We start from the raw sequence: 26,005 nt of genomic DNA, 5'->3' as shown, positions 1-26,005 counted from the left end.
GAGAGTTGTGCGGTAATCGCCCCAATTGGCGAAAAGCGCAGCTTTGGGCTCAGTTTTCACCTTCTTATGCCGGGCACTCAAGTGAAAAATGCCAGCAACACCATCAATGACAACTCTTTCACCGAATACGTTCGGTGAAGCTTGCGGGCCATAAAAATAATGAAAACGCTGAAAACCCAAGTCGCCATCATTGGCGCCGGTCCCTCGGGACTATTGCTCGGCCAACTGCTGCACAACGCCGGGATTGAAACCCTGATTCTTGAGCGCCAGACCCCGGATTACGTGCAAGGGCGCATCCGGGCCGGGGTGCTGGAGCAAGGCATGGTCGACCTGTTGCGCCAGGCCGGCGTCAGTGCGCGAATGGATGCCGAAGGTTTGGTGCATGAGGGTTTTGAGCTGGCGTTGAACGGGCAACTGACCCACATCGACCTCAAGGCGTTGACCGGCGGCAAGACGGTGATGATCTACGGCCAGACCGAAGTCACCCGCGACCTGATGGCCGCGCGCCAGGCCAGCGGTGCTGTCACTTTCTACGAAGCCTGTAACGTACAGCCTCATGATTTGAAAAGCGCGGAGCCGTGGCTGAGTTTTGAGCATGAAGGCGAGCAGTATCGCCTGGACTGCGACTACATCGCCGGTTGTGACGGTTTTCACGGTGTGGCGCGTCAGTCGATTCCCGTTGAGGCGCTGAAAATCTTTGAGCGGGTCTATCCGTTTGGCTGGTTGGGCATCCTTGCCGACACCCCGCCGATCCATGATGAGCTGGTGTACGCCAAGCACGAGCGCGGTTTTGCCCTGTGCAGCATGCGCTCACCGACCCGCAGCCGTTATTACCTGCAAGTGCCGGCCGATGAATCGGTGCAGGACTGGTCGGATGAGCGCTTCTGGGACGAACTGAAAACCCGCTTGCCCACGGCACTCACCGAGCAACTGATAACCGGCCCGTCCATTGAAAAAAGTATCGCGCCCCTGCGCAGTTTCGTGGTGGAGCCGATGCAGTACGGCCGCCTGTTTCTGCTCGGCGATGCCGCCCATATCGTGCCGCCCACCGGCGCCAAGGGCTTGAACCTGGCGGCCAGCGATGTCAGCACCTTGTTCAACATCCTGCTCAAGGTGTACCGCGAAGGCCGGGTGGAGTTGCTGGAAAAATACTCACAGATTTGCCTGCGGCGGATCTGGAAGGCCGAACGGTTTTCCTGGTGGATGACTTCGATGTTGCACCAATTTCCGGAGGCGGATGGCTTCAGCCAGCGCATCGCCCAGAGCGAACTGGAGTACTTCGTCGACTCCGAAGCCGGGCGTAAAACCATTGCAGAAAATTACGTCGGACTTCCTTACGAGGCTATCGAATAGCCAGCTATCTAGTACACTGACGAGCATTCCCGCGGGCCTCCTTTTCCCGTGGGCCCTTGCTCGCAGGTTCTGCCGTGACCAACCTCAATCAGCCCGCCACACCCGCCGTTCGCAGTGTCCTTGTCGCCTTGATGATGGCGATCTTTCTCGGGGCGCTGGACCAGACCATCGTCGCCGTGTCCATGCCGGCCATTTCTGCCCAGTTCCACGACGTCAACCTGCTGGCCTGGGTAATCTCCGGCTATATGGTGGCGATGACCGTGGCGGTGCCGATCTACGGCAAGCTCGGCGACCTGTACGGGCGCCGGCCGATGATGCTGATCGGCATGGGCCTGTTCACCGTTGCTTCGCTGTTTTGCGGCATGGCCCAGAGCATGGAGCAACTGGTGCTGGCGCGGATCCTCCAGGGCATCGGTGCCGGCGGGATGATTTCGGTCAGCCAGGCGATTATCGGCGACATCATCCCGCCCCGTGAGCGTGGGCGTTACCAGGGTTATTTCAGCAGCATGTACGCAGTGGCCAGCGTGGCCGGCCCGGTGTTGGGTGGCTACATGACCGAGTACCTGTCGTGGCGCTGGGTGTTCCTGATCAACCTGCCATTGGGCGCGGGCGCCTGGTGGGTGGCCCATCGCACGCTGGTGGGGCTGCCGGTGCCGCAGCGCAAGCCGGTGATCGACTACCTCGGCACCGTGCTGATGATCGTCGGCTTGACCGCGTTGTTGCTGGGCATCACCGAGATCGGCCAGGGCCATCGTTGGCGTGACGATGAAGTGCTGGGGCTGCTGGCCTGTGCGCTGGTGGCATTGACGCTGTTTGTGTGGCACGAACGCCGGGCGCGGGAGCCGTTGTTGCCGATGCACCTGTTCGCCAACCGCAGCGCGGTGTTGTGCTGGTGCACGATTTTCTTTACCAGTTTCCAGGCGATTTCCCTCACGGTATTGATGCCGCTGCGTTACCAGACCGTTACCGGCTCGGGTGCCGACAGCGCTGCCTTGCACTTGTTGCCGCTGGCGATTGGCTTGCCGATGGGTGCGTATTTTGCTGGGCGCATGACCTCGGTGACGGGCCGCTATAAACCGATGATCCTGATTGGCGCCTTGCTGAGCCCGATCGCGATTCTGGGCATGGCCCTCAGTGCGCCCCAGGCTGTGGCGGTTACCAGTCTGTTCATGTTGCTCTGCGGGATTGCCGCAGGGATGCAGTTTCCGACTTCCCTGGTGGGTACGCAGAACTCGGTGGAGCAGCGGGACATCGGCGTGGCGACCAGCACCACCAACCTGTTTCGTTCCCTGGGTGGTGCGGTCGGGGTGGCGTGCATGTCGGCGCTGTTGTTGGCGTTGTTGCAGGACTCCAGCTTTGCGCACCTGGCCAGCGGGGCGCTGGTGGCGGAGGGGAGTTCGGGGAATGTGCTGCTGGATGGTTTGAATGCAGCGCCTGGCCCGGCGCAGGACGCGTTGCGGGGGGAGTTGCTGATCACGTTCCGGCATTTGCTGATGGTCAGTGCCGGGGTATCGTTGCTGGGCTTGGCGGCCGCGATTGCGATGCCTAACCGCGTGCTGCGCGGGCGGGAAGACAAGGCGAAATAACCCGATCTTTTAATGTGAACACGGTCAATGTGGGAGCTGGCTTGCCTGCGATGCGGGCACCTCGGTCTATCAGCAAAACCGAGTTGATCCTATCGCAGGCAAGCCAGCTCCCACATTTTGCATTCCAGCTTTTGAACAGGTTGTGGCCTCAAGGACTGTAATACCCCACCGCCACCATGAAATGCCCAGCTTTACGCAAATACGCATGCTTGTTCTCGACCTTTCCGGTCACCGGGTTTTTCCAGCGGTACTTGTATTCCCCCTGATCCTGCTCCGCCATCACCGCCAGGATCGGCTCACCCACCGGCTTCCCGTCGGGATCCTTGATCTTGCTGAAATCCGTATTCACCAATCGCGGAGTCGTGCCATGGGCCACATAGCGGTGGGTGTCGAGGTCAACCACAAACACATACAGGTCGTCCTGCAGAAAACCACCCTGCATGTCGTTGATCGCCTTGAGTGTCCCGACCGGGTCCTTCTCCAGCGCCTTGACCGCTTTATTGCGCAGGGCCCTGGCATGCTCCGGGGTCGCCCGTGGCAAGTAATAACCCACGGCCAGGATCCGTTGCCCGACGCGCTGGTAATACACGTGCTTGCGCTCGACCTTGCCGTCATTCCAGTTCTGCCACCGGTACTCGGCCTGCTGGATGCCACTGCCTTCCGGCACCGCCAGCGCGTCCTTGAACGACTTCTTCAGATCCGGCCCGAGCACCTCGGACACATTGCGCCCGATCAACGCCGAAGAGGGCCCGCCACTTGCCAGCAGCACGCCCTTGGTGTCGACCACGAATACGTAGCGGTCCTGGTCGACGAAATCACCCTGGCGGCTGAATGCCGCAAAGGCCTTGTCGCCATTGCTCTGGTAATACGCCAAGGCCCTTTCCAGCAGGGCCTTGGCGGCTTGGGCGTCCTCATCCTGAGTGGTCGCGGCGTGCACCTGGCCAAGGCACAACAGCAATAGCCAGGTGGCTCGGAGCAGTCCTTTCATTACCCGTCCCTCGTTCTTGTTGGTGTGCCAAGAGCGTAGACGGTTTGCCGGCAAATCAGAACGGTTTGGTCGGCAGGTATTTACCGTCCAGGGTGATCACCGCACGGGAACCGCCGTCCGGGTCTTCGACCTTCTTGATGTCCAGCTTGAAGTTGATGGCGCTGATGATGCCGTCGCCAAACTGCTCGTGCACCAGGGCCTTGAGGGTGGAACCGTAGACCTGCAGCATTTCATAGAAGCGGTACATGGTCGGATCCGTCGGCACACCACCGGGGAAGCTGCCACGCAGGGGCACGGTTTGCAGCAGGCGGCTGGCGTCCTGGTCGAGGCCAAGCTTGTCGCAGACCACGTCGGCAGCGTCTTTCGGCAACGGATGCTGGCCGAGCAGGGCAGCAGTGACGAACGCCAGGCTCAGGCCGGTGCCGTCGGTGAGGTCCTGCCACGACAGGTTCTTGCGCGCCTTGATGTCGATGACGGTGTCGGCCAGGGCCAGGCGTGGGGTTTGGGCAAATTGGGATTGCAGCATGGTGATTTCCTCTTGGGGTTTAATAGGTTTCAGGCGGCGTGGGCGCGGGTGTTCGGGTTGTCCAACAGCGAGACGAAGCGCCCGCTGCGGCCGTCAAGGGCGTCGATGCCGCCGCTTTCGATGTCGTAGACCCAGCCGTGCAGGCTCAACCGGCCTTGTTCCAGGGCCAGTGCCACTGAAGGGTGAGTCTTGAGATTAGCCAGTTGTGCGACCACGTTTTCCCGTACCAGTGAGTTCAACCGGTCGGCGTCTGATGCGTGAGTGCGGGCGGCGTTGATCACCTTGGCCGACTCGGCGTGGCGCAGCCAGTTGGCCACGGCAGGCAAGTGATCCAGGCATTTGCAGGTGGAAATCGCGGTCATGGCGCCGCAGTCGGAGTGGCCGCAGATCACGATGTCGCTGACGCCGAGAACGGCTACTGCGTATTCGACGGTGGCCGACACGCCGCCAGGCTCCGGCCCGTAGGACGGCACGATGTTGCCGGCGTTACGGATCACAAACAGGTCACCGGGTTCCTGCTGGGTCAGCAGTTCCGGGACTACGCGGCTGTCGGAACAGGACACGAACAGCGTGCCGGGGTTTTGCGTGGTGGCCAGGTGCTTGAACAGATCGCTTCGTTGGGTGAAGGCTTCACCCTGAAACTTGCGAAAGCCGTCGATGAGATCTTGCATGGTGGTTCTCCTTGCGTCGCTGATGGGGCAAGGATGGAAGTTTTCAGCTATAGCGTCCAAGACCGGCTTATTATGGTTTCCATAAGTCATGCCTATAGTTGGAGCGCCATTCATGTTGCTGCGTCATATCCGCTACCTGTTGGCTGTTGCCGAGCACCGCAATTTCACCCGGGCGGCCGAGGCACTGCATGTGTCGCAGCCGACCTTGTCGCAGCAGATCAGGCAACTGGAAGACACCCTCGGCGCAGCGTTGCTGGATCGCTCCGGCAGAAGCGTCAGCCTCACCGACGCGGGTGAGGCCTATGTGCGGTTTGCGCGCCTGGCCTTGCAGGATTTGCAGGCCGGCACCCGGGCCATGCATGACGTGCAGGACCTGAGCCGCGGCAGCGTGCGCCTGGCCATGACGCCGACGTTTACCGCCTACCTGATCGGGCCGCTGCTGGCGCGGTTCAGCGGCTTGTATCCGGGAATAACCGTCAGCGTCGAGGAACTGACGCAGGACCGCATCGAGGCGGCGCTGACCGAGGATTTGCTGGATATCGGCATCGGTTTCACCGGCGAGCATTTGCCGGATATCGAGTGTGAAGGGGTGTTTGTCGAGGCGCTGAGCGTGGTGGTGAGTGACGGCCATCCGGGTATTGGCCAACAGTCGTGGCTTCAGCAGCCATGGGTGCTGCTGAACTCAGGCTTCGCCACTCGCCGCTATATCGATGAGTATTTTCGCAGCCAGGCGGCGAAGCCTCTGATCACCATGGAGGCCAATTCCATCAGCGCGATTATCGAAATCGTACGGAACACTCAGTTGGCGACCATCCTGCCCAGCGCGATTGCCCGGGTGCAGACAGGCTTGCAGGCGGTGCCGCTGAGCCCGCCGTTGCCGCAACGCACGGCCGCGCTGCTCAGTCGCAAGGGAGGTTATCGCAGCGCGGCGTGCCGGGCGTTTGTCGAACTGGTCAGGGCGCAGCCAGCCACTGGTTGATGATGCCGTCATACACACCGGTCACCGTGCTCAAGTGCAGCCATTGGTCCACGTAGCTCTTCCAGGCCACATCATCCCGAGGCAGCAAGAACGCCTTCTCGCTGTATTGCATGTAGCGTTCTGGATTCACCGCACACAACCCCGGCTTGAGCTTCTGCTGGTAGCGGGCCTCGCTGGCGTCGGTGATCATCACGTCGGCCTTGTTGGCCAGCAGTTCCTCGAAAATCGTCACGTTGTCCGGGAACAGCGTCAGTTGCGCCTTGCCCAGATGTGCCCGCGCAAACACTTCATTGGTACCGCCCGAAGGCTCGATCACTCGCACCTGCGGCTGGTTGATCTGCTCCACGGTCTGATAGCGCTGCACATCGGCGCAGCGCACCAGCGGGATCTTGCCGTCGACGCCCAATGGCTGGCTGAAAAACGCCTTCTTCTGCCGTTCCAGCGACACCGAAATACCGCCGAGGGCAATGTCACAGCGCTGGGCCAGGAAGTCCGGCATCAGGGTTTTCCAGGTGGTGGGCACCCATTTCACCTGCACCCCAAGGCTCTTGGCCAGGGACTGGGCCATGGCGATATCGATGCCTTCGTAGCTGCCGTCCGGGCGCAAATAGCTGTAGGGCTTGTAGTCGCCGGTGGTGCACACGCTCATTTCACCGCGCTGGAGCACTTCATCCAGGCGCGATACGGGGCTGTCGGCCAGGGCCTGGGTCGACAGGCCGGCCAGCAGGGAAAGGGTCAGCAAAGCTTTCATGCGGTCGGGTCCTTGGGCATGAGCAGGGCCGCCATTATTTGCAAATGTTTAGCCGTGGCACAACCAAACTCCGTCAAGACTGGATTTAACGGCTTAACCTTGCGTGTGAGGCTGCCCGGCATCTCTTTACTGTGATTCCCGCATGGACGGTTCCCCCGACACACACCCTGAGACATCGCCAGGCGCCAACGCGTCCAGCCGTCCGGACCGTCGTCGGATCACCGCTGATGCACTTCCCTCCGAACTCGCCTTCTGGGCGCTCTGGCACTGCCGCCACGCGCGCCCACCGGACATCGTTCTCACACGTTGATTTGCCCAACCGGATGCCCCGCGCATCTGCCTGGCAGCGCCCACGCGCCTGCCTGACGCGAACGTATGAGAATGCCCATGAGCACGCCCTTTGCCACCCTGCACGAAGCCCAATCCTTTCTTGCCCAGAACCCGGATATCGAGATGTTCGAGCTGTTCATCCTCGACAACAACGGAGTGCCCCGGGGCAAGTTGTTGCACCGCGATGAGCTGTTGGCGGTCTACGAAAGTGGCCGGCCGCTGCCGAGTACCATCCTCGGCCTGACCATCAATGGCGACGACGTGGAGAACTCCGGGCTGGTCTGGGAAGTCGGCGATATCGACTGCCGCGCCTACCCGGTCAGCGGCAGTTTGCAGCGCATGCCGTGGCGCCTGATCCCGACGGCGGCGGTGCAGGTCAGCATGCACCCCACCGAAGGTATGCCCGCCACGGTGGCCGACCCGCGGCACCTGCTGGCCAAGGTGATCGACGACCTCAAGGCCGACGGCTATTACCCAGTGATGGCGGCGGAGCTGGAGTTTTATCTGCTCGACCAGAAACCCGACAGCAACGGCCGCCCGCAACCAGCGCGGGATGTGGATGGTGGTCGCCCGCGCTCGACTCAGGTCTACGGCTTGCGGGAACTGGAGCAGATCGAACCTTTCCTCGCCGACCTCTACAGCGCCTGCAAACTCCAGGGCATACCGGCGCGCACGGCGATTTCCGAATACGCCCCGGGCCAGGTGGAAATCACCCTGGAACATCGTAGCGACGCCCTGCAAGCCATGGACGAAGCAGTGCGTTACAAACGCCTGGTCAAGGGCGTGGCCCACAAGCACGGGATGACCGCATGCTTCATGGCCAAGCCTTTCGACGACCTGGCCGGCACCGGCATGCACATGCACGTCAGCCTGGCGGACCGCGACGGCAACAACCTGTTTGCCAGCGAAGCACCCGACGGCACGCCGCTGCTGCGCCATGCGGTGGGCGGCATGCTCAGCACCTTGCTCGACTCGTTGCTGATGTTCTGCCCGAACGCCAACTCTTACCGGCGCTTCCAGACCAACAGCTATGCGCCGCTGGCTGCCACCTGGGGCGTGGACAACCGCACGGTGACGTTGCGGGTGCCCGGCGGCCCGGCGTTTTCCCGGCATATCGAACACCGTATCTGCGGCGCCGACGCCAATCCCTACCTTGCGGCGGCGGCGATCCTGGCGGGTATTCACCGGGGCATCCGCGAACAGCGCGACCCCGGCGCGCCGGTGGAAGGCAACGGTTACGCCCAGGCCAAGGAGTTACTGCCCACCGATTGGCTGACCACCCTGCGCGCCCTCGAAGGCTCGTCCTGGGCCCGGGAAGCCTTTGGTGGTGAATTCCTCGGCGTGTACCTGGCGGTCAAGCGGGCCGAGTACCGCCAGTTCATGGGTGAAGTGGGGGAGCAGGACTGGCGCTGGTATTTGCACCAGGCCTGAAGATGAAGCCTTGATCACAGACAGTTAACCGACAGGCTGTGCGCCGGATACTGGCCCTGCATGCGCGGTAAACAATCCTTCGACCTTTTTTTCACGAGACGGTGGTTAAGCTGCGAATGTCTGATCCATTAACTGAGTCGTGTGATGCAGTCGCAACCGCCGTCTTCCATCGAGATTGAATTTGCCGAACGTGCAGGCCAGGAGCATGCCCGGGTCTGTGCTGACACGCGCCCGCCCAAGTTGCTGCGGCGCCTGGCGCTGTGGCGTGATGAGCGACTGGTACGCCGTGCGCTGAAAATCGCCGGCGAACCGGGGCTGATCCTCGACCTGGCGTGCGGCTCGGGGCGCTTCTGGCCGGTGCTGGCCGAGCACGGCAACCGGGTGATCCTCGCGTCCGACAACTCCCAGGACATGCTTGACCATGCCCGCACCCACCATGCGCCGGCCTTGCTCAAGCGGATCAAGACTTTCCAGGGCTCGGCCTTTTCCATCGGCCTGTCGGCCAACGCGGTGGACTGCATTTTTTGCCTGGAGTTGTTTCGTCATGTGCCGACGGCAGAAGGGCGCCTGGCGCTGCTCGGGGAGTTTCACCGGGTGAGCCGCGACACGGTGATCGTCTCGGTCAACAGCGACAGCGGCTACCGCGCTGCGCAGCCGGCCCTGGCGGCGGTTGCCAGCCATCGGTTACAGGTGGAGGCGGAGTTTCGCCAGGCCGGTTTCAAGGTCCTCAACCAACAGGAATTCATGCCCGGCTCAGCCATGTGGCGGGTCTACGTCCTGCGTAAGAGAGGATAAGTCCCGCCTGTCGGACTATTCTTCAGAGCCTATAGGAGTTTTCATGGTCGCAGGTGCACTGCGAATGCTCGCAACTCCCTTTCGCGATATATACTGCGCGCCATTCTTCAAGGGAGAGCCGTGTGGCCATCGATATTCACTGGATCTGCGACAACGATAGCCTCGGCCAGCATTGCGCCGAATGGCAGCAGTTGCCATTCGTCGCCCTCGACACCGAATTCATGCGGGTCGACACCTTTTATCCCATTGCCGGGCTGATCCAGATTGGTGATGGCGTTCGCGCTTACCTGATCGACCCCCTGACCATCGACAACTGGCAACCCTTGGCCGCCTTGCTGGAAAACCCAGGCGTGATCAAGGTGGTGCACGCCTGCAGCGAAGACCTGGAAGTGTTGCTGCGCCTGACCGGCAGCCTGCCGGTGCCGTTGTTCGACACGCAACTGGCGGCGGCCTACCTGAACCTCGGTTTTTCCATGGGCTATTCGCGCTTGGTGCAAGCCGTGCTCGATATCGAGCTGCCCAAGGGCGAGACCCGCTCGGACTGGCTGCAGCGGCCATTGTCCGAGACGCAAGTCAGCTACGCCGCCGAAGACGCGGTGCACCTGGCGGAAGTCTACATACGCCTGCGCCCGAAGCTTTCCGACGACAAATACGCCTGGGTCCTGGAAGACGGTGCCGAACTGGTGGCCAACCTGCGCCGCGAAGTCGACCCGTACGAGGTCTATCGCGACGCCAAGCTGGCCTGGAAACTGTCCCGTGCCCAGCTCGCCGTATTGCGTGAACTGTGCGCCTGGCGCGAGCAGCAGGCCCGTGCCCGCGACCTGCCGCGCAACCGGATCATTCGTGAACACTCGTTATGGCCCCTGGCCAAATCCCAGCCGGATAACCTCGCCGCGCTGGGCAAGATCGAAGACATGCACCCGCGCACCGTGCGCCAGGACGGCGAGTTCCTGCTGGGCCTGATCAAGCGTGCCGGCAGCGTCTCCATGGACCAATGGCCGCCGGCAGTTGCCGAGCCATTGCCGGTGGACGCCGCCACGCTGATCAAGCAACTGCGCGCCCTGGGCCAGGCCGAGGCTGAGCGCCTGGACATGGCGCCGGAACTGATGCTGCGCAAGAAAACCCTCGAAGCCCTGGTCAAGAGCGGCTACCCCGAGGGGCCTTACAAATTGCCAGATTCGCTGCGTGGCTGGCGCCGCGAATTGATGGGCCAGGCGCTGCTGGACAGCCTGGCCACTGCCGGAGAACAGCCTTGAAACGTATTTGCTCCATCTATCGCAGCCTCAAACGCAACGAGATGTACCTCTACGTGCTGAAAAGCGATGCACTGGAGCGCGTGCCGGAAAGCCTGCTGGCCGCCTTCGGCAAGCCGCACCACGCCTTTGACCTGGTGTTGAGCCCGGAGCGCAAGCTGTCCCGCGAGGACATCACCGTGGTCCTGGACAACCTCGAGAAGCAGGGCTACCACCTGCAGATGCCGCCGGCCGAGGACGAGTACATCGAACACTTGCCCGAAGAGCTGCTGCGACGTAATGACCCGATGTGATCGGTCAGTGCCCCGTCCGGGGCACATTCATCAATGGAATTCAATTTTTGGCGGTGGCCGCAACGGACAGTGAATTGGGCCGGCGGCCGCCTGCAGTGTTTTTGAAAGGTTTGAACCATGCGCGTTCTGATTGCTGAACACGATCACCCGCTGTACGCCCGACTGCTGCGCGAAGCGGCGCCGGACCTTGAGGTCATGACCAGCGGCGACTCCGCTGAATTGTCGCGCCTGGCGGCCGATTGCCCGGTGTGGCTGGGCCAACCGGACCTGCTCGCCACCTTGTTGCGCCAGGGCCACCAGCCACAATGGCTGCAATCCACCTGGGCTGGCATCACGCCATTGTTGGCTGAAGGCCTGCCGCGGGATTACCGCCTGACCCGCGCCGTGGGCATTTTTGGCCAGGTGATGGCTGAATACGTGCTCACCTACATGCTTGGCCACGAGCGAGAAGTACTGGCGCGGCTGGTCAGCCAGGTCGAGCGCAAGTGGGACAACCGCATGGGCCAGAGCCTGGCGGGGCGCAAGGTGCTGATCGTCGGCACTGGTGATATCGGCCGTAGCGTTGCGCAGTTTTTGCAGCCGTTTGGCGTTGAGCTGTATGGCATCGCCAGTGAAGCCCGCGAACAGGCGCCGTTTATCGAAGTGGCCGGGCTCGACGAGTTGCCGCGCCTGGTGGGCGAGGTGGACTACGTGGTCAACCTGCTGCCTAACACGCCCAATACCCATGACTTGTACGATGCGGCGCTGTTCAAGCAATTCAAGCCGACCGGGTTGTTTATCAACGTCGGGCGCGGGGTGGCAGTGGTGGATGCGGACCTGGTGGAAGCCTTGAAGGAAGGGCATCTGGCGGGCGCGGTGATCGACGTTTGCCGTCAGGAGCCGTTGCCACAGCGCCATCCGTTCTGGACCGCCTGGGGTTTGCTGCTGACCGGTCACAGCTCGGCGCCGACCTCACCGGGGATGATGGTGCAGTTGTTTGTCGAAAATTTACGGGCGTACCAGGCAAACGAAGTGTTGCGCGGCGAAGTGAGTTTCGAGCGCGGCTACTGAAAATACGAGGCTTGGCGAGCAGTTCCGGGTTCTCTGGAGCGGCTCGGCAGGGCCTGATGACTGGCCCTGACAAATCTCTGTAAACACTCCTGCAATTCTCCCCTGGCAGTGCCTATGTGAGGCTTGGACCCTTCTTTCCAATGGAACTGGTCCGATGTTGAATTTTCATACTGGCGCTGCACCTGCCCGCGTTATTCCGTTACTGCCCACTGATCGTGCAACGGTGTCGGCCGCAAACATGCCCTTGACGCAGGATGCCCCGGTGGTCAGCGCACATTCCGGCTTCAAGGCCCTTGAGCATCCCCTGGGCAATTTCGGTGGCGCTTTGTCCTGGCCGGTCCCGATGCATGCCGATGATCAGCGCAAGGCTCTCGCCGCCGCGTTGCGCCATGGCAGCCAGAACCCGAACCCGCCACAGATCGGCGCAAGCCTCGGGGTGCTGGAGTATCTGCACCGCAATCAACCGCCACTCGATGACCCGGCCAGCACCCTGGAAGCCCTCGTTAACTCCGCACGCGGGCGGGCGCTGGGCCAGGTAATTCAAACCGAACTGAATGGCCTCGCCACCGATACCAGTGTGAATGAATACACACTGGCCGCCATCAATCTGACGCTGGCCCCGGAATCCATCGCCCAGCCCCTGCGAAACCGGGTGGCAGGATTCAACCTGGCGCACCCGGACCACTGGGGCAAGCCGGCTTCGGCGGTGCTGGCGGCCTTGAGCGAGCACCTGAGCAGCAACGGCAAGACCAGCCCGGCAATGGCCGCGACCGGCGCTTACCTGCTGCTGGCCAGAAAGGCCCCGGTGTTTCTGATCAAGGACATCCCCGACAGCGTTACCTACGGCAGCCCCGCCTGGGTCAGCCTGGCCATCGCGGCGGCGACCATTGAAGCCAAGGCGCCGGGGAAGGTGCCGAACATGACCTTCGCCCAAGTGATGTCGGCCGCTGAAAGTGCTGGCCTGGATGATCGTGCGGTGACCGAGCAGGCCCAAGTGGCGGCGCTGATTGACTGGGGCGTGGTCAACGGGATTGTCCCGGGAAAAGCCGATGATCACTACAGTCTTGATGAAGTGGAGCGTGCAAGGACTGCGTTCAATCAGCAGCAAAAGGAACGGATAGTCGCCTCGCGGTTATTGGAGGTAGAAATCCCGAGTCGCCAAGACATTGCATTGGCCAAGCTCAAAGAGCAGTTTGGGAACGATCTGCCATTTGAAGAAAAACTCCTGAAAGTCGATGATCCACGGCAGCCGGGCATCGAGCCGCTTTACAACCCAAACCGCGCACCCGCCGGGCTTTATTCGATGCTGGATATCGCCATGATGGAACTGAATGGCTACCGCTGGAAAACCAGCGACCGGCGCATTCCTGTTGCGGCGATAAATGCTCCGCTGAAACTGGAGGTGAATAAAACCTTCGACGCACAGTTCAGCGAGGCCATCGACTCACGCAAGCAAGGGATTGCGACCACCATCAAACACATGGTGGCCAAGCTTCCGTTGGCCGACAGGCGAAATCTTGAACAGGGCCAGCTTGAGTTCTTTCAAAAAAAGACCTACGCACTGGGGACGGATTTCACGTCTAAAACCCTGCATCACACCGATGAAAGCCTGCTGCTGAAAGCCTCGGGTGCCAACGGTGTTGTCGTTTATAAAATCGATCTGAAAAATGCAGAGATAACCACGGTACCCACCTCAGTGTTGACGGAGCAGATACCGCGTAATGCCAACAAGACTTACAAGACAGAAACCTTTACGCCGACCAAGGCCGGTACTTCGGACCTGGGTCGAGGGCAGCCGCAGGGTTCATTGCCACCGTCAAGCTTTACCACGGCGCGTACCAAGGCCATTGCCGATGTATTTGTCGAGCACCTGAATATCGACAACCAGGACGTGGTGAAGCAGGCCAAGGGAATCACTCCCCTGGACCGACAAATGGAACAGGAGTGGAAGGTTACGAATTTCTTTCTGGACCTGGTTCCGCTTCGGTCCGCCATCGTCAATTTTCAGAACGGTAACTATGTCGACGGCGCAATGGACCTGGCCATGGATGCCTTTGGTTTCCTCACTGCCGGGGCGGGGGTTGCGGGGAAAGTGGCGAAGGCCGGAACCCGGCTTGCCGGCACGGCTGCCAAGGCGGCCAAGGTATCGAGGATTATTGGCACCACGCTTATCCGCGAATTCAATCCGCTCAATGGCCTGGACGATCTGGTGCTGGGGGGGCGCCCGGCTGATACGCCGGGGCGGCGCAGCGACAATGGAGGGCACTGAGCTAGGCAATCGACTGCTGACTGAATTCAAGGTGCCTGAATCGAAAATCGCCGGGCTTTCACGTAACAGCCAGGGGCTCTATGTGGCCGCAGACGGGCACGTGTCGCATATACGCCATACCGACAGTACCGGCCAAAGCGCCGTCTATGAGGTGCGGGAGGCGACCCGAACCGCCGACGGCGTGGTCCAGGCGCGGATTTATCACAACAACCGGCAGACGCCGTTGTTGGTCCAGCATGTTCAGGGTGATCAGTGGCAACGATTGGGCGCCCGGGGTGGTAGCCCGCAGTCGGTCGCCTCTGACCTTGGGCCTGAAATTGGCCGGGGCGGTGAGGGCGTGGTCTACGAAAGCCTGGATGGCAAAAGCGTCTATAAAGACTTCAACACTACAAACGCCACGCGCATTCCCGATTATGTAACGCAGGAGCGGGACTGCCTGAATAAATATTATGGCGAGGGTTTCGCGACGGCAGTCGTCGAGAGCGGCCGGGCTTATATCAAGATGGGCAAACTGGATGGGGTCAACCTGGCCACGGTCGAACGGCGCAGATTGACGCCAGAGGCACGAACCTGGCTGGATGACGCATTGAAGGGGATGGAGGAAAAGGGCATACGCCATCAGGACTTGCAGCTTAAGAACTTTCTGTATTCCGCGGCGGATAAAAGAGTTTACCCGGTGGATATCCAGTCGTTGTCCCTTGAAGACATGGTGCCCGGTGATGGTCTGTATGAGTGGGAGATGAAGACGTACAACAGTAGAAAGAATGAGTTGCTCAGGGACTTCGGTTCGCTTGTCAGGTAGCGGGGCTTTTGGGAGTTACCGGCTTTTGTCGAAAGCCCGGTAACTCCCAGGCTCTGCCTAGAGGCTGAAATCGCCTTCGGCTACCAGCTCGCTCAAAGGCTTGCGCGGGCTCGGGGTTTCCCGGGCTTGCAGGTAATCAGCCAGGGTCGACTTGTCTCCCAGCTTGCCGATCGCCACGGCCGCATGCAGGGCGTAGCCTTCGGGGATCTTCAGCTCCTTGCGGGTCAGCGCCTGGTCGAAACCGGCCATGCCGTGGGTGTGCCAGCCGCTGAGGCTGGCTTGCAATGCCAGGTGACCCCAGGCGGAACCCGTGTCGAAGGTGTGCCACAGGGCCGGGGTTTCTTCGGCGGCGCCGGGCACCTGGAAGTCGGTCTTCGATGCCACGATCACCAGGGCCGACGCATGCTGCGCCCAGCCACGGTTGAATTCGTTCAGCAGGCCCAGGAAACGCTCCCAGTTCGGCGTGTCACGGCGTGCGTAGAGAAAACGCCACGGCTGCGAGTTGTAGGCCGACGGCGACCAGCGGGCCGCTTCGAAGAAGCTCAACAGGGTGTCCACCGGAATGCTCTCGCCGGTGAAGGCGCGCGGCGACCAGCGGTCGGTGAATTGTGGGTGGATCGGGTAGTCGGCGACGCGTGGGTTGCTGCTCATTGGGCTGATCCTGATGAAAAAACCGGAGCTCAAAGCTACTTCGCCGCCGGTCGACTGACAAGTCTTGTTCTACCGACAGTCGTAAGCGCTTGGCCCCGGCGGCCATGGGCACTAGACTGGCGGCCTTTTAACATACCGATATTGATGTAGAGCCATGGCCGCCAAAGTCGAACCTTTCTGGATCCGTAAAACCCTCGAACAACTCGACCAGGATGAGTGGGAGTCGTTGTGCGACGGCTGCGGCCTGTGCTGCTTGCAAAAGCTCGAGGATGAAGACGACAACAGCGTCTATTACACGCGCATCGCCTGCAAACTGCTCGACCTCAAAACCTGCCAGTGCACCGATTACCCCAACCGTCGGGACTCGGTGCCCGATTGCATCCAGCTCACCCCGGGCCAGGCCGACCAGTTCAAATGGCTGCCGCCTACCTGCGGCTACCGGCTGGTCAGCGAGCGCAAGGACTTGCCGCTGTGGCACCACCTGGTGTGCGGCGATCGCGACGCGGTGCACCACGAACGCATTTCCCAGTCCGGGCGCATGCTGGCCGAAGGCAGCGTGCCCGAGGATGACTGGGAGGATTACCTGATTTTTCGCGCAGGTTGAGAAGGAGTGTGTATGACGGTTGGAGCCAGGCTGGCGGCAAGCCTGCTGTTGTTGGCATTGAGTACGTCGGCGTGGGCGAAGAAAGTCGACCTGGACTATCACGTCAAGCTGTTGCCCCAAAGTGATCAGGCTGAAGTACGCCTGAGCCTGTCCCAGGGCTCGGCGGTGCGCAGCCTCAACTTCGACCTGGGCCGCGACGGTGACTACAGCGACTTCAAGGCCGATGGCCAGTGGCAAGTACTGCCGGGCAATACGCCGGGTGACAGCCGTGGCCTGTGGCAACCCAGCGCCGACAAGGCCAGCCTGACCTACCGCGTACGCCTGAGCCATGCGCGCAAGAAGGGCGTCTACGAAGCCCGCATGACCCCGAGCTGGGCGCTGTTTCGCGGTGAGGACCTGGTGCCCGCTGCGCGTCTCGACCAGCAGGACGGCATTGAGCTGGTGTCACGCCTGGTGTTTGAACTGCCCACCGGCTGGAAAAGCGTCGAGACGGCCTGGCCGCGCATCGGCAGGAATAAATTCCGCATCGACAACGTGTCCCGCCTGTTTGACCGGCCCACCGGCTGGATGCTCGCCGGCAACCTGGGCAGCCGCAGGATGCGCCTGGGCGAGACTGAAATCACCGTGGCGTCACCCAAGGGGCAGGGCATGCACCGCATGGACGTGCTGACCCTGCTCACATTTGTCTGGCCTCAAGTGCAAGCGGCCTTCCCGCGGCATCCGGCGAAACTGTTGGTGGTGGGCGCCAGTGACCCGATGCGTCGCGGTGCGTTCTCGGCGCGGGATTCGATCTACCTCAACAGCCGCACGCCGCTGGTCAGCGAAAACGGCAGCAGCCCGTTGCTCCGTGAAGTGGTGCAGGCCATCGGTCGCTTCAACGACCATCAGGGCAGCGACTGGATCAGCGAGGGCTTGGCGCAGTATTACGCCATTGAACTGATGCGTCGTGCCGGCGGGATCAGTGACGATCGTTACACCGCTATCCAGGCCAAGCTGGCCCAGGAAGGCAAGGACGTGACCAGCCTGCGGGTCGAACACGCCAACAGCGCGACGGTGGCACGGGCGGTGGTGTTGTTGCAGGAGCTGGACCGCGAGATTCGTGTGAAAACCCACAACAAACGTTCGCTGGATGACCTGACCCAGGCGGTGATGCGCATGAATAGCATCAGCACGAAGGAGTTTGTGCAGCTGGGGGAGAGCATTATCGGGGAGTCGTCGGTGGTGCTCGACAGCAAGCTGCTGCGCTGATCCCTGCAGGAGCCCGGCTTGCCGGCGATGAGGCCCTTGAGGACGCCATCGCCGGCAAGCCGGGCTCCTACAGTATCGGGTTCAACCTGTGGTTTTGCTGGCGTTCTCTGCCGCCACTTCAGCCTTGGTCTTGAGGTTTTTCAGTTCCTCACCGGCGCGTTCAATCTTGGTCCGCACGGTGTTCATTTCCTGACGGCTGCGTTCCAGCAACTCTTTCGCCGAGCTGTGCCCGCTGATCCCGCGTGCCAGCGCCACGCCGCCAATCGCCACCTGAATCAAACCGAAAAAGCCACCACGGCGCAGGCCTTTGCCCATCATCACCACGCCACCGGCCAGGGAGCCGATGCGTTCCCAGCCCTGGACGTTTTGCGTGGGTTGAGGCTCGAACGGCGTGGACCGGATAACGGGTCGCAGGGTTTTGCTGTCGCTCATGATCTGTCTCCAACAAGGGCTTAGTGATATGCAGCTGACTGCGCACAGGCCGTGGATGTTCCCAAAAAATCAGTACTTGGGACCCGAGCGGGTGTTGTTGCCCTTGGCCAGGCGGTCGTAAAGCACCACGTTGACGGTGGCAGCGAGGTTCATGCAACCGGTGGTCGGGATGTAGATCACGTCTTCACACCAGTCGCGAATCTCCTTGTCCAGGGAGCCGTCTTCCGGTCCGAAGATATACAGCGCGCGGTCCGGGTGGGTGTACTCGGGGAGAGGGCGGGCGCCTTCAACCAGCTCGACGGCGACCGGGATGCAGCCCAGGGGCAGGATCTTTTTCAGGTCGTCGATGCCGATCAGCGGAATGTCGTGGTGGACCTTCTTGGTGTCGGTAATAAAGTCCCGGGCCCGCTCGTAGCGCTTGCCGGTGTAGAACACCGAGGCCACGCCGTAGCAGCCGGCGGCGCGCATCACCGAGCCGACGTTTTCGGGGGATTTGGGGTTATACAGACCGATGCAGCTGTAGCGTTTATTGCCCACGGGAGAGGGTGCCTTCGAGAAAAACGGCGATTATACGGGGATTGCTCGAAAGGCGGTCAGTTTGAACCGCATGGGGTGCAACACTGTGGCGAGGGAGCTTGCTGTGGCGAGGGAGCTTGCTCCCGCTGGGCTGCGTAGCGGCCCCAAGATTTTTGGGAGCGCTTCGCACTCCAGCGGGAGCAAGCTCCCTCGCCACAGCAAGCCTTCTCCCACAGCAAGTCGTTCATCACATTGCTTCAGTCGTCCTTCTTCATCAACCCGGCCAACGCCGCAAACGGGTTGTGCGTCGCTTTGGCAATCGTCGGGCTGCTGGTGGAGCCTTCGCCGAAATACTGCTGGTCGGTATACCGCGAGTGCTCGTTGTCGTGGCAATACAGGCACAGCAACTCCCAGTTGGAGCCGTCCTGGGGGTTGTCGTCATGGTTGTGGTTGCGGTGGTGCACGGTCAGTTCGCTCAGGCGCTTGCCGGCGAATTCACGGGCGCAGCGGCCGCACACATGGGGGTACATCTTCAGGGCTTTGTCGCGGTAGCCCATTTCCCGGTCGCGCTGGGCATCGGCGAGGATACGGTCCAGCTTGGCGGTGTGGGAGGGCGGGTTGGTCGAGCTCATCATGGCTCCTGTCTTTTAGTGGATCACGGATAGCGTTGATTCTAGCTGCTTGCGGGCCAATAAACCTCCGGCTTTTTCAGCCGCAGGGCATGCCGGTGAGGAGTGTCAGAATTCAATCGAGGTGGTGCGCAACCGCTAGCCTTTCAGTTTTTCGGCAATCCAGATGGTATGCCGCGTGCCCTTGTTGCCATGGGCAAACACCTGCACTTCCTCGGCCTTGAAGCCGGCCTTGCGCAGCTTGTCGCTGAACTGCTTGTCGGCGCTGGCCGACCACACCGCCAGCACGCCCTTGGGCCGCAGGGCCTTGGCGCAGGCGCTGAGGCCACCGGCGGAATACAGCCAACTGTTGGCTTTTTGGGTCAGGCCTTCGGGGCCGTTGTCGACGTCCAGCATGATCGCGTCAAACCCCTGGGGCTCGGCCTGCAGCACCTTGGCCACGTCTTCCAGGCGGATCACGGTGCGCGGGTCCAGCAGCGGGCGGCCGGACTTTTCCCCCAGCGGCCCACGGTTCCACTCCACTACGCCGGGCACCAGCTCGGCGACCACCACTTCGGCGGTCTTGCCCAAGTGCTTGAGCGCCGCCGCCAGGGTAAAGCCCATGCCCAGGCCGCCAATCAATACCCGGGAACCGGGCCGACCGGCGACCTTGCGGCACGGAATCTCCGCCAGCGCGTCTTCGGAGCCGTGCATGCGCGTGTTCATCAACTGGCCACCGTCACCGCCCTGAATCTTGATGACAAAATCCTCACCGTATTCGAACAGGCACAAGGCACCGCCGTTGTCGGGGATCGGAGTGGTGTCCAGCAGAACGAAACGTTTCATGGAAATCTCATTGGGAAGGGCATTCTTGCGCGGTTGGGAGTAGCCTTACGACTTTACGGTCAGGCCATGGAGCCATCGATGAAGTGCAGCATTCTAACGGTCATTGTATGGGGCGCGCTCACCCTTAGCGGTGCGGCCGGGGCCCAGGAGTCGCAAACCGTGCCGATTACGCCCGCGCCCGCTGCGGGTTCGCCGGGTACTGCAACGCCCACACCTTACCCGCAAGTCACGCCACCGGCGACGCCCAAGACCTCCGGCGGCGGTGAACCGATGCTGGCGCCTATCGTGTTGCCGACGCCACCGAAGGACCAGACGATCCCCGGCTTGCAGCAGAACGACATCAAGCCCAAGTCCCCGGGCGGTTAAAACTGCTGGGACAGCAATTGCCCGTCCGCCATGCGCAGGCGTTTGGACAGGGCGATCGCAATCGCACGGATGATCTTGGCCGCGATTTTCGGCGCGTCGTTGAGCATTTTTTCCAGGGAATCCTTGCCCAGGTTCAACAGCACGCAATCGCTGGCCGCCACACAGCTGGCGGAACGGCGCTCGCCATCGAGTACCGCCATCTCGCCAAAGGCACGCCCGCTGCGCAAGGTGGCGATGGTCAGCCGCTGGCCTTCATGGTTGGTCTTCTGCACCGCCACCTGGCCGCTGTGAATGATGCACATGAACGTGCCGGCGTCGCCCTCGAGGAAAATCACCTCATCGCGGGCGATGCTGCTGATGTTGAAATAGCCCGCCGCCACATGGAAGTCTTCCGGCAGCAACGGGTCGAACAGGCCGCAATCCATCAGCATGTCGCGGATTTCGTTATTGAGTAAGGTCGGTTCTGGCATGAGGCTTACAGTCTTTGTCCATAAATCGTGCAGGGCGCGCGCCCGGCGGTCAGGTGTTCAGACCCGCCCGCCGAGCGGAGTTCCTTAAATCAGCCCCAGCGCCTTGAAAACAAATGCATATTCGAGTGCTACGTCACGTAATCCCTGGTAACGACCACTCATGCCGCCATGACCGGCGCCCAGCTCGGTCTTGAGCAGCAGCAGGTTTTCGTCGGTCTTGGTGTCTCGCAGCTTGGCCACCCACTTGGCCGCTTCCCAATACTGCACGCGGCTGTCGTTGTAGCCGGCGATCACCAGCGTGGCCGGGTAGGCCTGGGCGCTGACGTTTTCGTACGGTGCATAGGCCTTGATTCGCTCATACACCTCGGGCTCTTCAGGGTTGCCCCATTCGTCGTACTCGGTGATGGTCAGCGGCAGCTCCGGGTCGAGCATGGTGTTGAGCACGTCGACGAACGGCACTTCGGCAATCGCCGCCTGGAACAGCTCCGGGCGTTGATTGAGCACCGCGCCGATCAACAGGCCGCCGGCGCTGCCGCCGCTGATGGCCAGTTGCTTGGAGGTGGTCAGGCCCTGGGCGATCAGGTGTTCGGCGCAGGCGATAAAATCGCTGAAGGTGTTTTGCTTGTGCTCCTGCTTGCCGGCGCGGTACCAGGCTTCACCCAGCTCGCCGCCGCCGCGGACATGGGCAATGGCGAAGGCCACGCCACGGTCCAGCAAACTCAGGCGCGCGTGGGAGAACCACGGGTCGAGGCTATGGCCATAGGCGCCGTAGCCGTACAGGTAAAGCGGGGTCGGCTTGCCCAACTGGTCGCGGCGGACCACCAGGCTGATCGGCACCTGGGTGCCATCGGCCGAGGTCGCCCACAACCGCTGGCTGACGTAGTCGTCGGCGTTGAACACCCCCAGCACCGGGGTTTCCTTGAGCACCTGTTGTGCGCCGCTGGCCAGCTCCAGTTGACGGACCTGGGCCGGGCGGTTCAGCGCTTCATAGCGCAGGCGAATCTTGTCGCTGACAAATTCCAGGCTGTTTTGCACATAGAGGCTGTAGGCCGCGTCCGGGAGTTCCACCCGATAAGGCGCTTGGCCTTGCGGGTGCACTTCGATGATCGGCAGGCCGCCGATGCGCAAGCTCAGGGTCATGGCTCGGGCATTGAGGCTCACGCCATCGAGCATCACCGCGTCGTCGTGGGGGATCAGGTTCTGCCAGTCGTCCTGGGTCGGCACGCTGCCGGTGTCGGCGGCCTGGAACAGCGCGAAGTTGATGCCTTCGCGGTTGCTGCGGATAAACCAGGTCCACTGGTCGTCCAGCTTGCCGTGGTCCACGTCATATTCATGGCCTTCGACCCGTGGCGCCATGCAGGTAAACGCCTGCTGCGGCTGCTCGGCGTCCAGCGCCCAGATCTCGCTGGTGGTCTTGCTGCCCAGGGCCAGCAGCAACTGGCGCTCGGAGCTTGAGCGGTAGCAGTGCAGGAAGAAACGACCGTCGGGCTCGTGGAACACTTCTTCGGCGGCGGTGCCGTCCAGGCGATAGCGATACAGCTTGTGCGGGCGGTGGGTGTCGTCCAGTTCGCTGAAGAACAGGGTCAAGCTGTCGTTGGCCCAGGTCATGCTGCCGTCGCAGTCTTCGAACTCCAGTTCGCTGACCTTGCCGGTGGCCAATTCCTTCACGTAGAGGGTGTAAATCTCTTCACCGCTGGTGTCCAGGCTGTAGGCCAGGCGCTGGTGGTCGGGGCTGATGCTGAACGCGCCGAGGGAGAAAAAGCCGCCGTTGGCCAGTTCGTTCGGGTCCAGCAGCAACTCTTCCGTGCTTTCGTCGACCTGTTGGCTGTCATCGGCCGGGCGCGGGCAGCGGTAATGGCGGGCGTACTCGTCGCCGGCGGTGGTGCGGGTGTAATACAGGTACGGGCCCCAGGGGGAGGGCAGGGACAGGTCGGTTTCGAGGATGCGGCCCTTGATCTCCTCGAACAGGGTTTCGCGCAGGGCCTGCTGGTCGGACAATTCTGCTTCTTGCCAGGCATTTTCCGCCTTGAGGTAATCGAGCACCTCGGTGCTGTCGCGCTCTTGCAGCCAGGCGTACGGGTCGGTGCCCGGGGCCTTGCGGGCGATCGGGGCGGCAGTGATGTGGGTCGATGGGGGCATGGATCACTCTCTGTCTGGCGGTTGGCCGACGGCATTGCAGCCTCGGCACTGAAAAGCCGTTATCATAGCGGCCTGTTTGCCTACCTTGCCATGGACACCATGACCGAGAACGACTATCTGATCGCTTGGGGCCTCTACGCCTTCGCAGCCCTGGGTTGCCTGTTGGTGTGGTTTGCCATGACCCGCTGGATGTGGCGCTGGCTGCGCGAGCCGTTGCGGCTGCTGATGGCGGTGCTGCTGTTCAGTCCGACCATTGTCGACCCGGTGAAGACCCAGTTTGCCCCGGCCGTGGCCATCACCGCCCTGGACCTGGTGCTCAAGGTCGGCAACAACGCCTGGCGGGCGATTTCCGATTTGTTCATGTATTCCATGATCGCATTCGGTGTGTACCTGGTGTTTGTGCTGATCCGCTGGCCCCTCGAACGTGCCGCCAAGGCTCGCCGTGAGCACAAAGCGGCAGCCGCCGCGGCTGCAGCGGCAGAGCCGGAAGACGACGAACCCTTCGCCGATGAACGCTATGGTCGTCCGGCACCTGTCGGCGGCATGCGGGTCGAACCGCGCCTTTAACGTCGTACGCTCAGCAATCGAGAAGCCTGGCATGTGTGAATTATTGGGCATGAGTGCCAACGTACCGACCGATATCGTGTTCAGCTTTACCGGGCTGATGCAGCGCGGCGGACGTACCGGCCCCCACCGCGACGGTTGGGGCATCGCCTTCTACGAGGGCCGCGGCCTGCGTTTGTTCCAGGACCCGGCGGCCAGCAGCGAATCGGAAGTCGCGCTGCTGGTGCAGCGTTATCCCATCAAGAGTGAAGTGGTGATCGGCCATATCCGCCAGGCCAATGTGGGCAAGGTGTGCCTGTCCAATACCCACCCGTTCGTGCGTGAACTGTGGGGCCGCAACTGGTGTTTTGCCCATAACGGCCAACTGGCGGACTTCAATCCCCGCGCCACCTTCTACCGCCCGGTGGGCGATACAGACAGCGAAGCGGCGTTCTGCGATTTGCTCAACCGCGTGCGTGAAGCCTTCCCGGAGCCGGTGGACATCGAACAGGTGCTGCCGGACCTGATTGCGGCCTGCAGCGAATACCGCAGCAAAGGCGTGTTCAACTGCCTGCTGAGCGACGGCGACTGGCTGTTCTGCTATTGCTCGACCAAACTGGCGCAGATCACCCGGCGCGCGCCGTTTGGCCCTGCGCGCTTGAAAGATGTCGACGTGATCGTCGATTTTCAGGCCGAAACCACGCCAAATGATGTGGTGACGGTGATTGCCACCGAACCCCTGACCGAAAACGAGACCTGGACCCGCTACGAACCGGGCCAGTGGAGCCTGTGGCGACGCGGCGAATGCGTGTCCCAAGGTACAACCGAGTAAGGACGCCGAATATGTTGCTCAGCTATTTGCGACTGGTGCTGTTTGCTGTGGGCCTCTTAGTGGGTGTGCAGGTGCCGGGGTTTATCAGCGACTACGCCAAGCGCGTCGAAGCCCATTTGATCGAGGCCCAGACCGGTTTGCGCGGCTTCGACGCCACGGCGCAGCAGTTCTTCAACGGTGACTTGCAGGCGCTGGTGGCCCATTACCGCGCCAGTGACGACCCGGTGTTTCGCAGTGATGCCAACAGCCTGGGCACTTTGCTTGACCGTCAGGTAGCGCTGGATAAACAGTTCCAGGCGATGCAGGGCCCGTGGTACATCCGCGCGCTGCAAGTGGCCGTGGCCGCCGACCCGGCGATTCGCCAGGAAACCTGGAACGGCTACAGCTACATGCTGTTGCTGACTCCGGAAGCCATGGGGTGGGGCTTGGGCGGGGCGATGCTGTTGTCGTTTGGCATCGAATGCCTGTTCCGCCTGATCGACTGGGTGGTATTGGGCGGCAAGCGCCTGCGCCAGAGCCGGCCGATCGAAGAGCGCGACCTCAAAGGACTTTAAAATGTGGGAGCTGGCTTGCCTGCGATAGCATCACCTCGGTGTAACTGACAGACCGAGTTGACTGCATCGCGGGCAAGCCCGGCTCCCACATAATCCCGCTCCCACAGTTTTAAATCGGTTCCTTCAGTGGAATGGGCTTGCTCAGCACCATCAAATCCTCGCCCACTTTCTGCGCATACCGCCCCACCACGATCTGGCACAGCGCCACAATCTCCTCCACCAACTCCACCCCGACCCGCCACGACACCACCACCTGCAGGTTCGGCGGGCGTTGCTCCATGGCCAGCAAGGTCATCTCGCCCCGCGCCAATTCTTCCCTGACCAGCACCGGTGGCAATGCGCCAATCCCGAACCCGTCGCGCAGCAAGCGGGTGATCGCCGACACCGAATTCACGCAGTTCATCCGGGGCGCGGCCACGCCGTTGGCCTGCATCAGGCTGAGCACGTCCTGGTGCGGGCAAGAGTTTTTCGAGTAGGTGATGATGCGCTCCTGGGCCAGTTCGGCGAGGGAGGCGTAGTCGCGGTTGTGGATCGAATCGCTGGCGACGATCCAGCCCATGGGGTGGCTGCCCAGTTCCAGGCTGCGCAGGGTTTCCTGGCGCAGCAGGTCGGTTTGCAGGATCAGGTCCAGAAAGCCTTTTTGCAGCTGATCGATGAGGTTGAACGAGGTGTCGGCCACCAGTTCGATCTCCACCCGCGGAAAGCGCTCCATCAGCTCGGTCACCAGCGGGCTGAGCCAGGTATGGATCACCGTGTCCATTGCACCGATGCGGATCCGTCCGACCTGGCTGCTGGTGGTTTCCAGGGACTGCTTCAGCCCTTGCATGGTGGCCATCATCTGCTCGGCGTAATCGAGCACCTTCACGCCTTCCGGCGTCAGGCTCACGCCGCGGGAATCGCGCAGGAACAGTTTCACCCCCAGTTCACTTTCCAGCACCGCGATGCGGCTGGAAATCGACGCCTGGGTGGTGAAGAGCTTTTCGGCGGTGAGGCGAAAGCTCTTGAGCTTGGCCACCCAGACGAAGGTTTCAAGGAACTTCAAATTCATGGGATCAACTTTTTCTTATGCATTGGGGCGGTTTTTATTAGTTGGACGCAGCAGGGGTCGCACGCCAAAAA

The 26,005-nt window shown here is 61.7% G+C and carries 28 protein-coding genes; 16 read left to right on the top strand and 12 right to left on the bottom strand.

What is annotated here, in order from left to right:
* Positions 1-168 precede the first annotated feature (168 nt).
* Together pobA and V3W39_RS05005 are read left to right on the top strand one after the other, a co-directional pair.
* Entirely contained in the window at positions 169-1,353 is a 1,185-nt protein-coding gene (gene pobA, locus V3W39_RS05010; RefSeq protein ID WP_177121714.1) for a 4-hydroxybenzoate 3-monooxygenase, read from the top strand.
* Positions 1,354-1,427: 74 nt separating this feature from the next.
* Positions 1,428-2,939 (top strand): MDR family MFS transporter, encoded by a 1,512-nt coding sequence (locus tag V3W39_RS05005; protein WP_330212286.1) that lies wholly within the window; start codon positions 1,428-1,430, stop codon positions 2,937-2,939.
* A 148-nt stretch (positions 2,940-3,087) separates the two neighbouring features.
* On the opposite strand, the gene V3W39_RS05000 is transcribed toward V3W39_RS05005, so the two are convergent.
* From V3W39_RS05000 to V3W39_RS04990, 3 genes are read right to left on the bottom strand one after another with little or no spacing between them, the layout of a single operon-like run.
* Positions 3,088-3,927, bottom strand: a complete 840-nt coding sequence (locus V3W39_RS05000) for a cache domain-containing protein (RefSeq protein ID WP_177133812.1) — start codon at positions 3,925-3,927, stop codon at positions 3,088-3,090.
* 55 nt (positions 3,928-3,982) lie between these two features.
* Positions 3,983-4,453, bottom strand: coding sequence for a cyanase (cynS, locus tag V3W39_RS04995; protein ID WP_088422841.1), 471 nt, complete (start codon positions 4,451-4,453; stop codon positions 3,983-3,985).
* A 29-nt stretch (positions 4,454-4,482) separates the two neighbouring features.
* Positions 4,483-5,124, bottom strand: coding sequence for a carbonic anhydrase (locus V3W39_RS04990; protein WP_177044958.1), 642 nt, complete (start codon positions 5,122-5,124; stop codon positions 4,483-4,485).
* A gap of 112 nt (positions 5,125-5,236) precedes the next feature.
* Here V3W39_RS04990 and cynR point away from each other — a divergent pair, with 112 nt between their 5' ends.
* Complete coding sequence (cynR, locus tag V3W39_RS04985) at positions 5,237-6,103, top strand: transcriptional regulator CynR (RefSeq protein WP_177044956.1); 867 nt, start codon at positions 5,237-5,239, stop codon at positions 6,101-6,103.
* On the opposite strand, the gene V3W39_RS04980 is transcribed toward cynR, so the two are convergent.
* Positions 6,078-6,854, bottom strand: a complete 777-nt coding sequence (locus tag V3W39_RS04980; RefSeq protein ID WP_177133814.1) for a transporter substrate-binding domain-containing protein — start codon at positions 6,852-6,854, stop codon at positions 6,078-6,080. The two genes, cynR and V3W39_RS04980, sit on opposite strands and share 26 nt — an antisense overlap.
* A gap of 387 nt (positions 6,855-7,241) precedes the next feature.
* Here V3W39_RS04980 and V3W39_RS04975 point away from each other — a divergent pair, with 387 nt between their 5' ends.
* The 7 genes from V3W39_RS04975 (at position 7,242) to V3W39_RS04945 (ending at position 15,077) form a co-directional block, all read left to right on the top strand.
* Positions 7,242-8,615 (top strand): glutamine synthetase family protein, encoded by a 1,374-nt coding sequence (locus V3W39_RS04975; RefSeq protein ID WP_177044952.1) that lies wholly within the window; start codon positions 7,242-7,244, stop codon positions 8,613-8,615.
* A gap of 144 nt (positions 8,616-8,759) precedes the next feature.
* Positions 8,760-9,410: a class I SAM-dependent methyltransferase gene (locus V3W39_RS04970; protein ID WP_330212285.1), complete on the top strand. Its 651-nt coding sequence runs from the start codon at positions 8,760-8,762 to the stop codon at positions 9,408-9,410.
* A gap of 122 nt (positions 9,411-9,532) precedes the next feature.
* Positions 9,533-10,666 (top strand): ribonuclease D, encoded by a 1,134-nt coding sequence (rnd, locus tag V3W39_RS04965; protein WP_177079517.1) that lies wholly within the window; start codon positions 9,533-9,535, stop codon positions 10,664-10,666.
* Complete coding sequence (locus V3W39_RS04960) at positions 10,663-10,956, top strand: YcgL domain-containing protein (RefSeq protein WP_177044945.1); 294 nt, start codon at positions 10,663-10,665, stop codon at positions 10,954-10,956. Before rnd ends, V3W39_RS04960 begins: the two co-directional genes overlap by 4 nt.
* A 117-nt stretch (positions 10,957-11,073) precedes the next feature.
* Complete coding sequence (locus V3W39_RS04955; protein WP_177044943.1) at positions 11,074-12,006, top strand: D-2-hydroxyacid dehydrogenase; 933 nt, start codon at positions 11,074-11,076, stop codon at positions 12,004-12,006.
* A 154-nt stretch (positions 12,007-12,160) separates the two neighbouring features.
* Positions 12,161-14,275: a hypothetical protein gene (locus tag V3W39_RS04950; protein ID WP_330212284.1), complete on the top strand. Its 2,115-nt coding sequence runs from the start codon at positions 12,161-12,163 to the stop codon at positions 14,273-14,275.
* On the top strand, positions 14,262-15,077 hold the full coding sequence (locus V3W39_RS04945; RefSeq protein WP_330212283.1) for an OspG family effector kinase: 816 nt from the start codon (positions 14,262-14,264) through the stop codon (positions 15,075-15,077). The genes V3W39_RS04950 and V3W39_RS04945 overlap by 14 nt, the downstream gene beginning before the upstream one ends.
* Before the next feature lie 57 nt (positions 15,078-15,134).
* Here V3W39_RS04945 and V3W39_RS04940 read toward each other — a convergent pair whose 3' ends face one another.
* Positions 15,135-15,728 (bottom strand): nitroreductase family protein, encoded by a 594-nt coding sequence (locus tag V3W39_RS04940; RefSeq protein WP_330212282.1) that lies wholly within the window; start codon positions 15,726-15,728, stop codon positions 15,135-15,137.
* 154 nt (positions 15,729-15,882) lie between these two features.
* Here V3W39_RS04940 and V3W39_RS04935 point away from each other — a divergent pair, with 154 nt between their 5' ends.
* Complete coding sequence (locus V3W39_RS04935) at positions 15,883-16,332, top strand: YcgN family cysteine cluster protein (RefSeq protein ID WP_177044936.1); 450 nt, start codon at positions 15,883-15,885, stop codon at positions 16,330-16,332.
* A gap of 12 nt (positions 16,333-16,344) precedes the next feature.
* Positions 16,345-17,580, top strand: coding sequence for a hypothetical protein (locus V3W39_RS04930; RefSeq protein WP_330212281.1), 1,236 nt, complete (start codon positions 16,345-16,347; stop codon positions 17,578-17,580).
* A gap of 81 nt (positions 17,581-17,661) precedes the next feature.
* On the opposite strand, the gene V3W39_RS04925 is transcribed toward V3W39_RS04930, so the two are convergent.
* The 4 genes from V3W39_RS04925 to V3W39_RS04910 all read right to left on the bottom strand — a co-directional run bounded on the left by V3W39_RS04925 (position 17,662) and on the right by V3W39_RS04910 (position 19,982).
* Positions 17,662-18,012 carry a YgaP family membrane protein gene (locus V3W39_RS04925; protein WP_177044933.1) on the bottom strand — a complete coding sequence of 117 codons (351 nt, stop codon included), beginning with the start codon at positions 18,010-18,012 and terminating at the stop codon, positions 17,662-17,664.
* A 69-nt stretch (positions 18,013-18,081) separates the two neighbouring features.
* Entirely contained in the window at positions 18,082-18,549 is a 468-nt protein-coding gene (locus V3W39_RS04920; RefSeq protein ID WP_003210674.1) for an RNA methyltransferase, read from the bottom strand.
* 236 nt (positions 18,550-18,785) lie between these two features.
* A complete protein-coding gene (locus tag V3W39_RS04915) occupies positions 18,786-19,160 on the bottom strand; it encodes a YajD family HNH nuclease (RefSeq protein WP_003210675.1) in 375 nt (124 codons plus the stop codon).
* A gap of 135 nt (positions 19,161-19,295) precedes the next feature.
* Entirely contained in the window at positions 19,296-19,982 is a 687-nt protein-coding gene (locus tag V3W39_RS04910) for a spermidine synthase (protein ID WP_003210678.1), read from the bottom strand.
* A gap of 78 nt (positions 19,983-20,060) precedes the next feature.
* Between V3W39_RS04910 and V3W39_RS04905 the strand changes: the two genes are divergently transcribed.
* Positions 20,061-20,348, top strand: coding sequence for a hypothetical protein (locus V3W39_RS04905; RefSeq protein WP_177113868.1), 288 nt, complete (start codon positions 20,061-20,063; stop codon positions 20,346-20,348).
* On the opposite strand, the gene V3W39_RS04900 is transcribed toward V3W39_RS04905, so the two are convergent.
* Both V3W39_RS04900 and V3W39_RS04895 read right to left on the bottom strand, forming a co-directional pair.
* Complete coding sequence (locus tag V3W39_RS04900; RefSeq protein WP_010176525.1) at positions 20,345-20,818, bottom strand: cyclic nucleotide-binding domain-containing protein; 474 nt, start codon at positions 20,816-20,818, stop codon at positions 20,345-20,347. The two genes, V3W39_RS04905 and V3W39_RS04900, sit on opposite strands and share 4 nt — an antisense overlap.
* A gap of 84 nt (positions 20,819-20,902) precedes the next feature.
* Positions 20,903-22,957: a S9 family peptidase gene (locus tag V3W39_RS04895; RefSeq protein ID WP_330212280.1), complete on the bottom strand. Its 2,055-nt coding sequence runs from the start codon at positions 22,955-22,957 to the stop codon at positions 20,903-20,905.
* A gap of 90 nt (positions 22,958-23,047) precedes the next feature.
* Here V3W39_RS04895 and V3W39_RS04890 point away from each other — a divergent pair, with 90 nt between their 5' ends.
* The 3 genes from V3W39_RS04890 to V3W39_RS04880 are packed head-to-tail and all read left to right on the top strand — an operon-like array spanning position 23,048 to position 24,886.
* Positions 23,048-23,524 (top strand): MFS transporter, encoded by a 477-nt coding sequence (locus V3W39_RS04890; protein ID WP_256390340.1) that lies wholly within the window; start codon positions 23,048-23,050, stop codon positions 23,522-23,524.
* Between the two features lie 31 nt (positions 23,525-23,555).
* Complete coding sequence (locus V3W39_RS04885) at positions 23,556-24,332, top strand: class II glutamine amidotransferase (protein ID WP_010176522.1); 777 nt, start codon at positions 23,556-23,558, stop codon at positions 24,330-24,332.
* A gap of 11 nt (positions 24,333-24,343) precedes the next feature.
* Positions 24,344-24,886, top strand: a complete 543-nt coding sequence (locus V3W39_RS04880; RefSeq protein WP_003210684.1) for a DUF2937 family protein — start codon at positions 24,344-24,346, stop codon at positions 24,884-24,886.
* Between the two features lie 109 nt (positions 24,887-24,995).
* Here the strand turns inward: V3W39_RS04880 and V3W39_RS04875 are convergent, their stop codons facing one another.
* Complete coding sequence (locus tag V3W39_RS04875) at positions 24,996-25,934, bottom strand: LysR family transcriptional regulator (RefSeq protein WP_177044923.1); 939 nt, start codon at positions 25,932-25,934, stop codon at positions 24,996-24,998.
* Between the last annotated feature and the right edge of the window lie 71 nt (positions 25,935-26,005).

The sequence above is a fragment of the Pseudomonas sp. Z18(2022) genome, from assembly GCF_036346535.1.
GTDB lineage: Bacteria > Pseudomonadota > Gammaproteobacteria > Pseudomonadales > Pseudomonadaceae > Aquipseudomonas > Aquipseudomonas yamanorum_A.
Note: the sequence above shows the minus strand (reverse complement) of the source record. Positions and strands in the feature narration are given on the sequence as shown.

What these genes read in the sequence shown, in the direction of transcription:
- V3W39_RS05000 (WP_177133812.1), bottom strand. Translation starts at nt 3,927, where the DNA reads ATGAAAGGACTGCTCCGAGCCACCTGGCTATTGCTGTTGTGCCTTGGC.
- cynS (WP_088422841.1), bottom strand. Translation starts at nt 4,453, where the DNA reads ATGCTGCAATCCCAATTTGCCCAAACCCCACGCCTGGCCCTGGCCGAC.
- V3W39_RS04990 (WP_177044958.1), bottom strand. Translation starts at nt 5,124, where the DNA reads ATGCAAGATCTCATCGACGGCTTTCGCAAGTTTCAGGGTGAAGCCTTC.
- cynR (WP_177044956.1), top strand. Translation starts at nt 5,237, where the DNA reads ATGTTGCTGCGTCATATCCGCTACCTGTTGGCTGTTGCCGAGCACCGC.
- V3W39_RS04980 (WP_177133814.1), bottom strand. Translation starts at nt 6,854, where the DNA reads ATGAAAGCTTTGCTGACCCTTTCCCTGCTGGCCGGCCTGTCGACCCAG.
- V3W39_RS04975 (WP_177044952.1), top strand. Translation starts at nt 7,242, where the DNA reads ATGAGCACGCCCTTTGCCACCCTGCACGAAGCCCAATCCTTTCTTGCC.
- V3W39_RS04970 (WP_330212285.1), top strand. Translation starts at nt 8,760, where the DNA reads ATGCAGTCGCAACCGCCGTCTTCCATCGAGATTGAATTTGCCGAACGT.
- V3W39_RS04955 (WP_177044943.1), top strand. Translation starts at nt 11,074, where the DNA reads ATGCGCGTTCTGATTGCTGAACACGATCACCCGCTGTACGCCCGACTG.
- V3W39_RS04950 (WP_330212284.1), top strand. Translation starts at nt 12,161, where the DNA reads ATGTTGAATTTTCATACTGGCGCTGCACCTGCCCGCGTTATTCCGTTA.
- V3W39_RS04945 (WP_330212283.1), top strand. Translation starts at nt 14,262, where the DNA reads ATGGAGGGCACTGAGCTAGGCAATCGACTGCTGACTGAATTCAAGGTG.
- V3W39_RS04940 (WP_330212282.1), bottom strand. Translation starts at nt 15,728, where the DNA reads ATGAGCAGCAACCCACGCGTCGCCGACTACCCGATCCACCCACAATTC.
- V3W39_RS04935 (WP_177044936.1), top strand. Translation starts at nt 15,883, where the DNA reads ATGGCCGCCAAAGTCGAACCTTTCTGGATCCGTAAAACCCTCGAACAA.
- V3W39_RS04930 (WP_330212281.1), top strand. Translation starts at nt 16,345, where the DNA reads ATGACGGTTGGAGCCAGGCTGGCGGCAAGCCTGCTGTTGTTGGCATTG.
- V3W39_RS04925 (WP_177044933.1), bottom strand. Translation starts at nt 18,012, where the DNA reads ATGAGCGACAGCAAAACCCTGCGACCCGTTATCCGGTCCACGCCGTTC.
- V3W39_RS04915 (WP_003210675.1), bottom strand. Translation starts at nt 19,160, where the DNA reads ATGAGCTCGACCAACCCGCCCTCCCACACCGCCAAGCTGGACCGTATC.
- V3W39_RS04910 (WP_003210678.1), bottom strand. Translation starts at nt 19,982, where the DNA reads ATGAAACGTTTCGTTCTGCTGGACACCACTCCGATCCCCGACAACGGC.
- V3W39_RS04905 (WP_177113868.1), top strand. Translation starts at nt 20,061, where the DNA reads ATGAAGTGCAGCATTCTAACGGTCATTGTATGGGGCGCGCTCACCCTT.
- V3W39_RS04900 (WP_010176525.1), bottom strand. Translation starts at nt 20,818, where the DNA reads ATGCCAGAACCGACCTTACTCAATAACGAAATCCGCGACATGCTGATG.
- V3W39_RS04895 (WP_330212280.1), bottom strand. Translation starts at nt 22,957, where the DNA reads ATGCCCCCATCGACCCACATCACTGCCGCCCCGATCGCCCGCAAGGCC.
- V3W39_RS04890 (WP_256390340.1), top strand. Translation starts at nt 23,048, where the DNA reads ATGGACACCATGACCGAGAACGACTATCTGATCGCTTGGGGCCTCTAC.
- V3W39_RS04885 (WP_010176522.1), top strand. Translation starts at nt 23,556, where the DNA reads ATGTGTGAATTATTGGGCATGAGTGCCAACGTACCGACCGATATCGTG.
- V3W39_RS04880 (WP_003210684.1), top strand. Translation starts at nt 24,344, where the DNA reads ATGTTGCTCAGCTATTTGCGACTGGTGCTGTTTGCTGTGGGCCTCTTA.
- V3W39_RS04875 (WP_177044923.1), bottom strand. Translation starts at nt 25,934, where the DNA reads ATGAATTTGAAGTTCCTTGAAACCTTCGTCTGGGTGGCCAAGCTCAAG.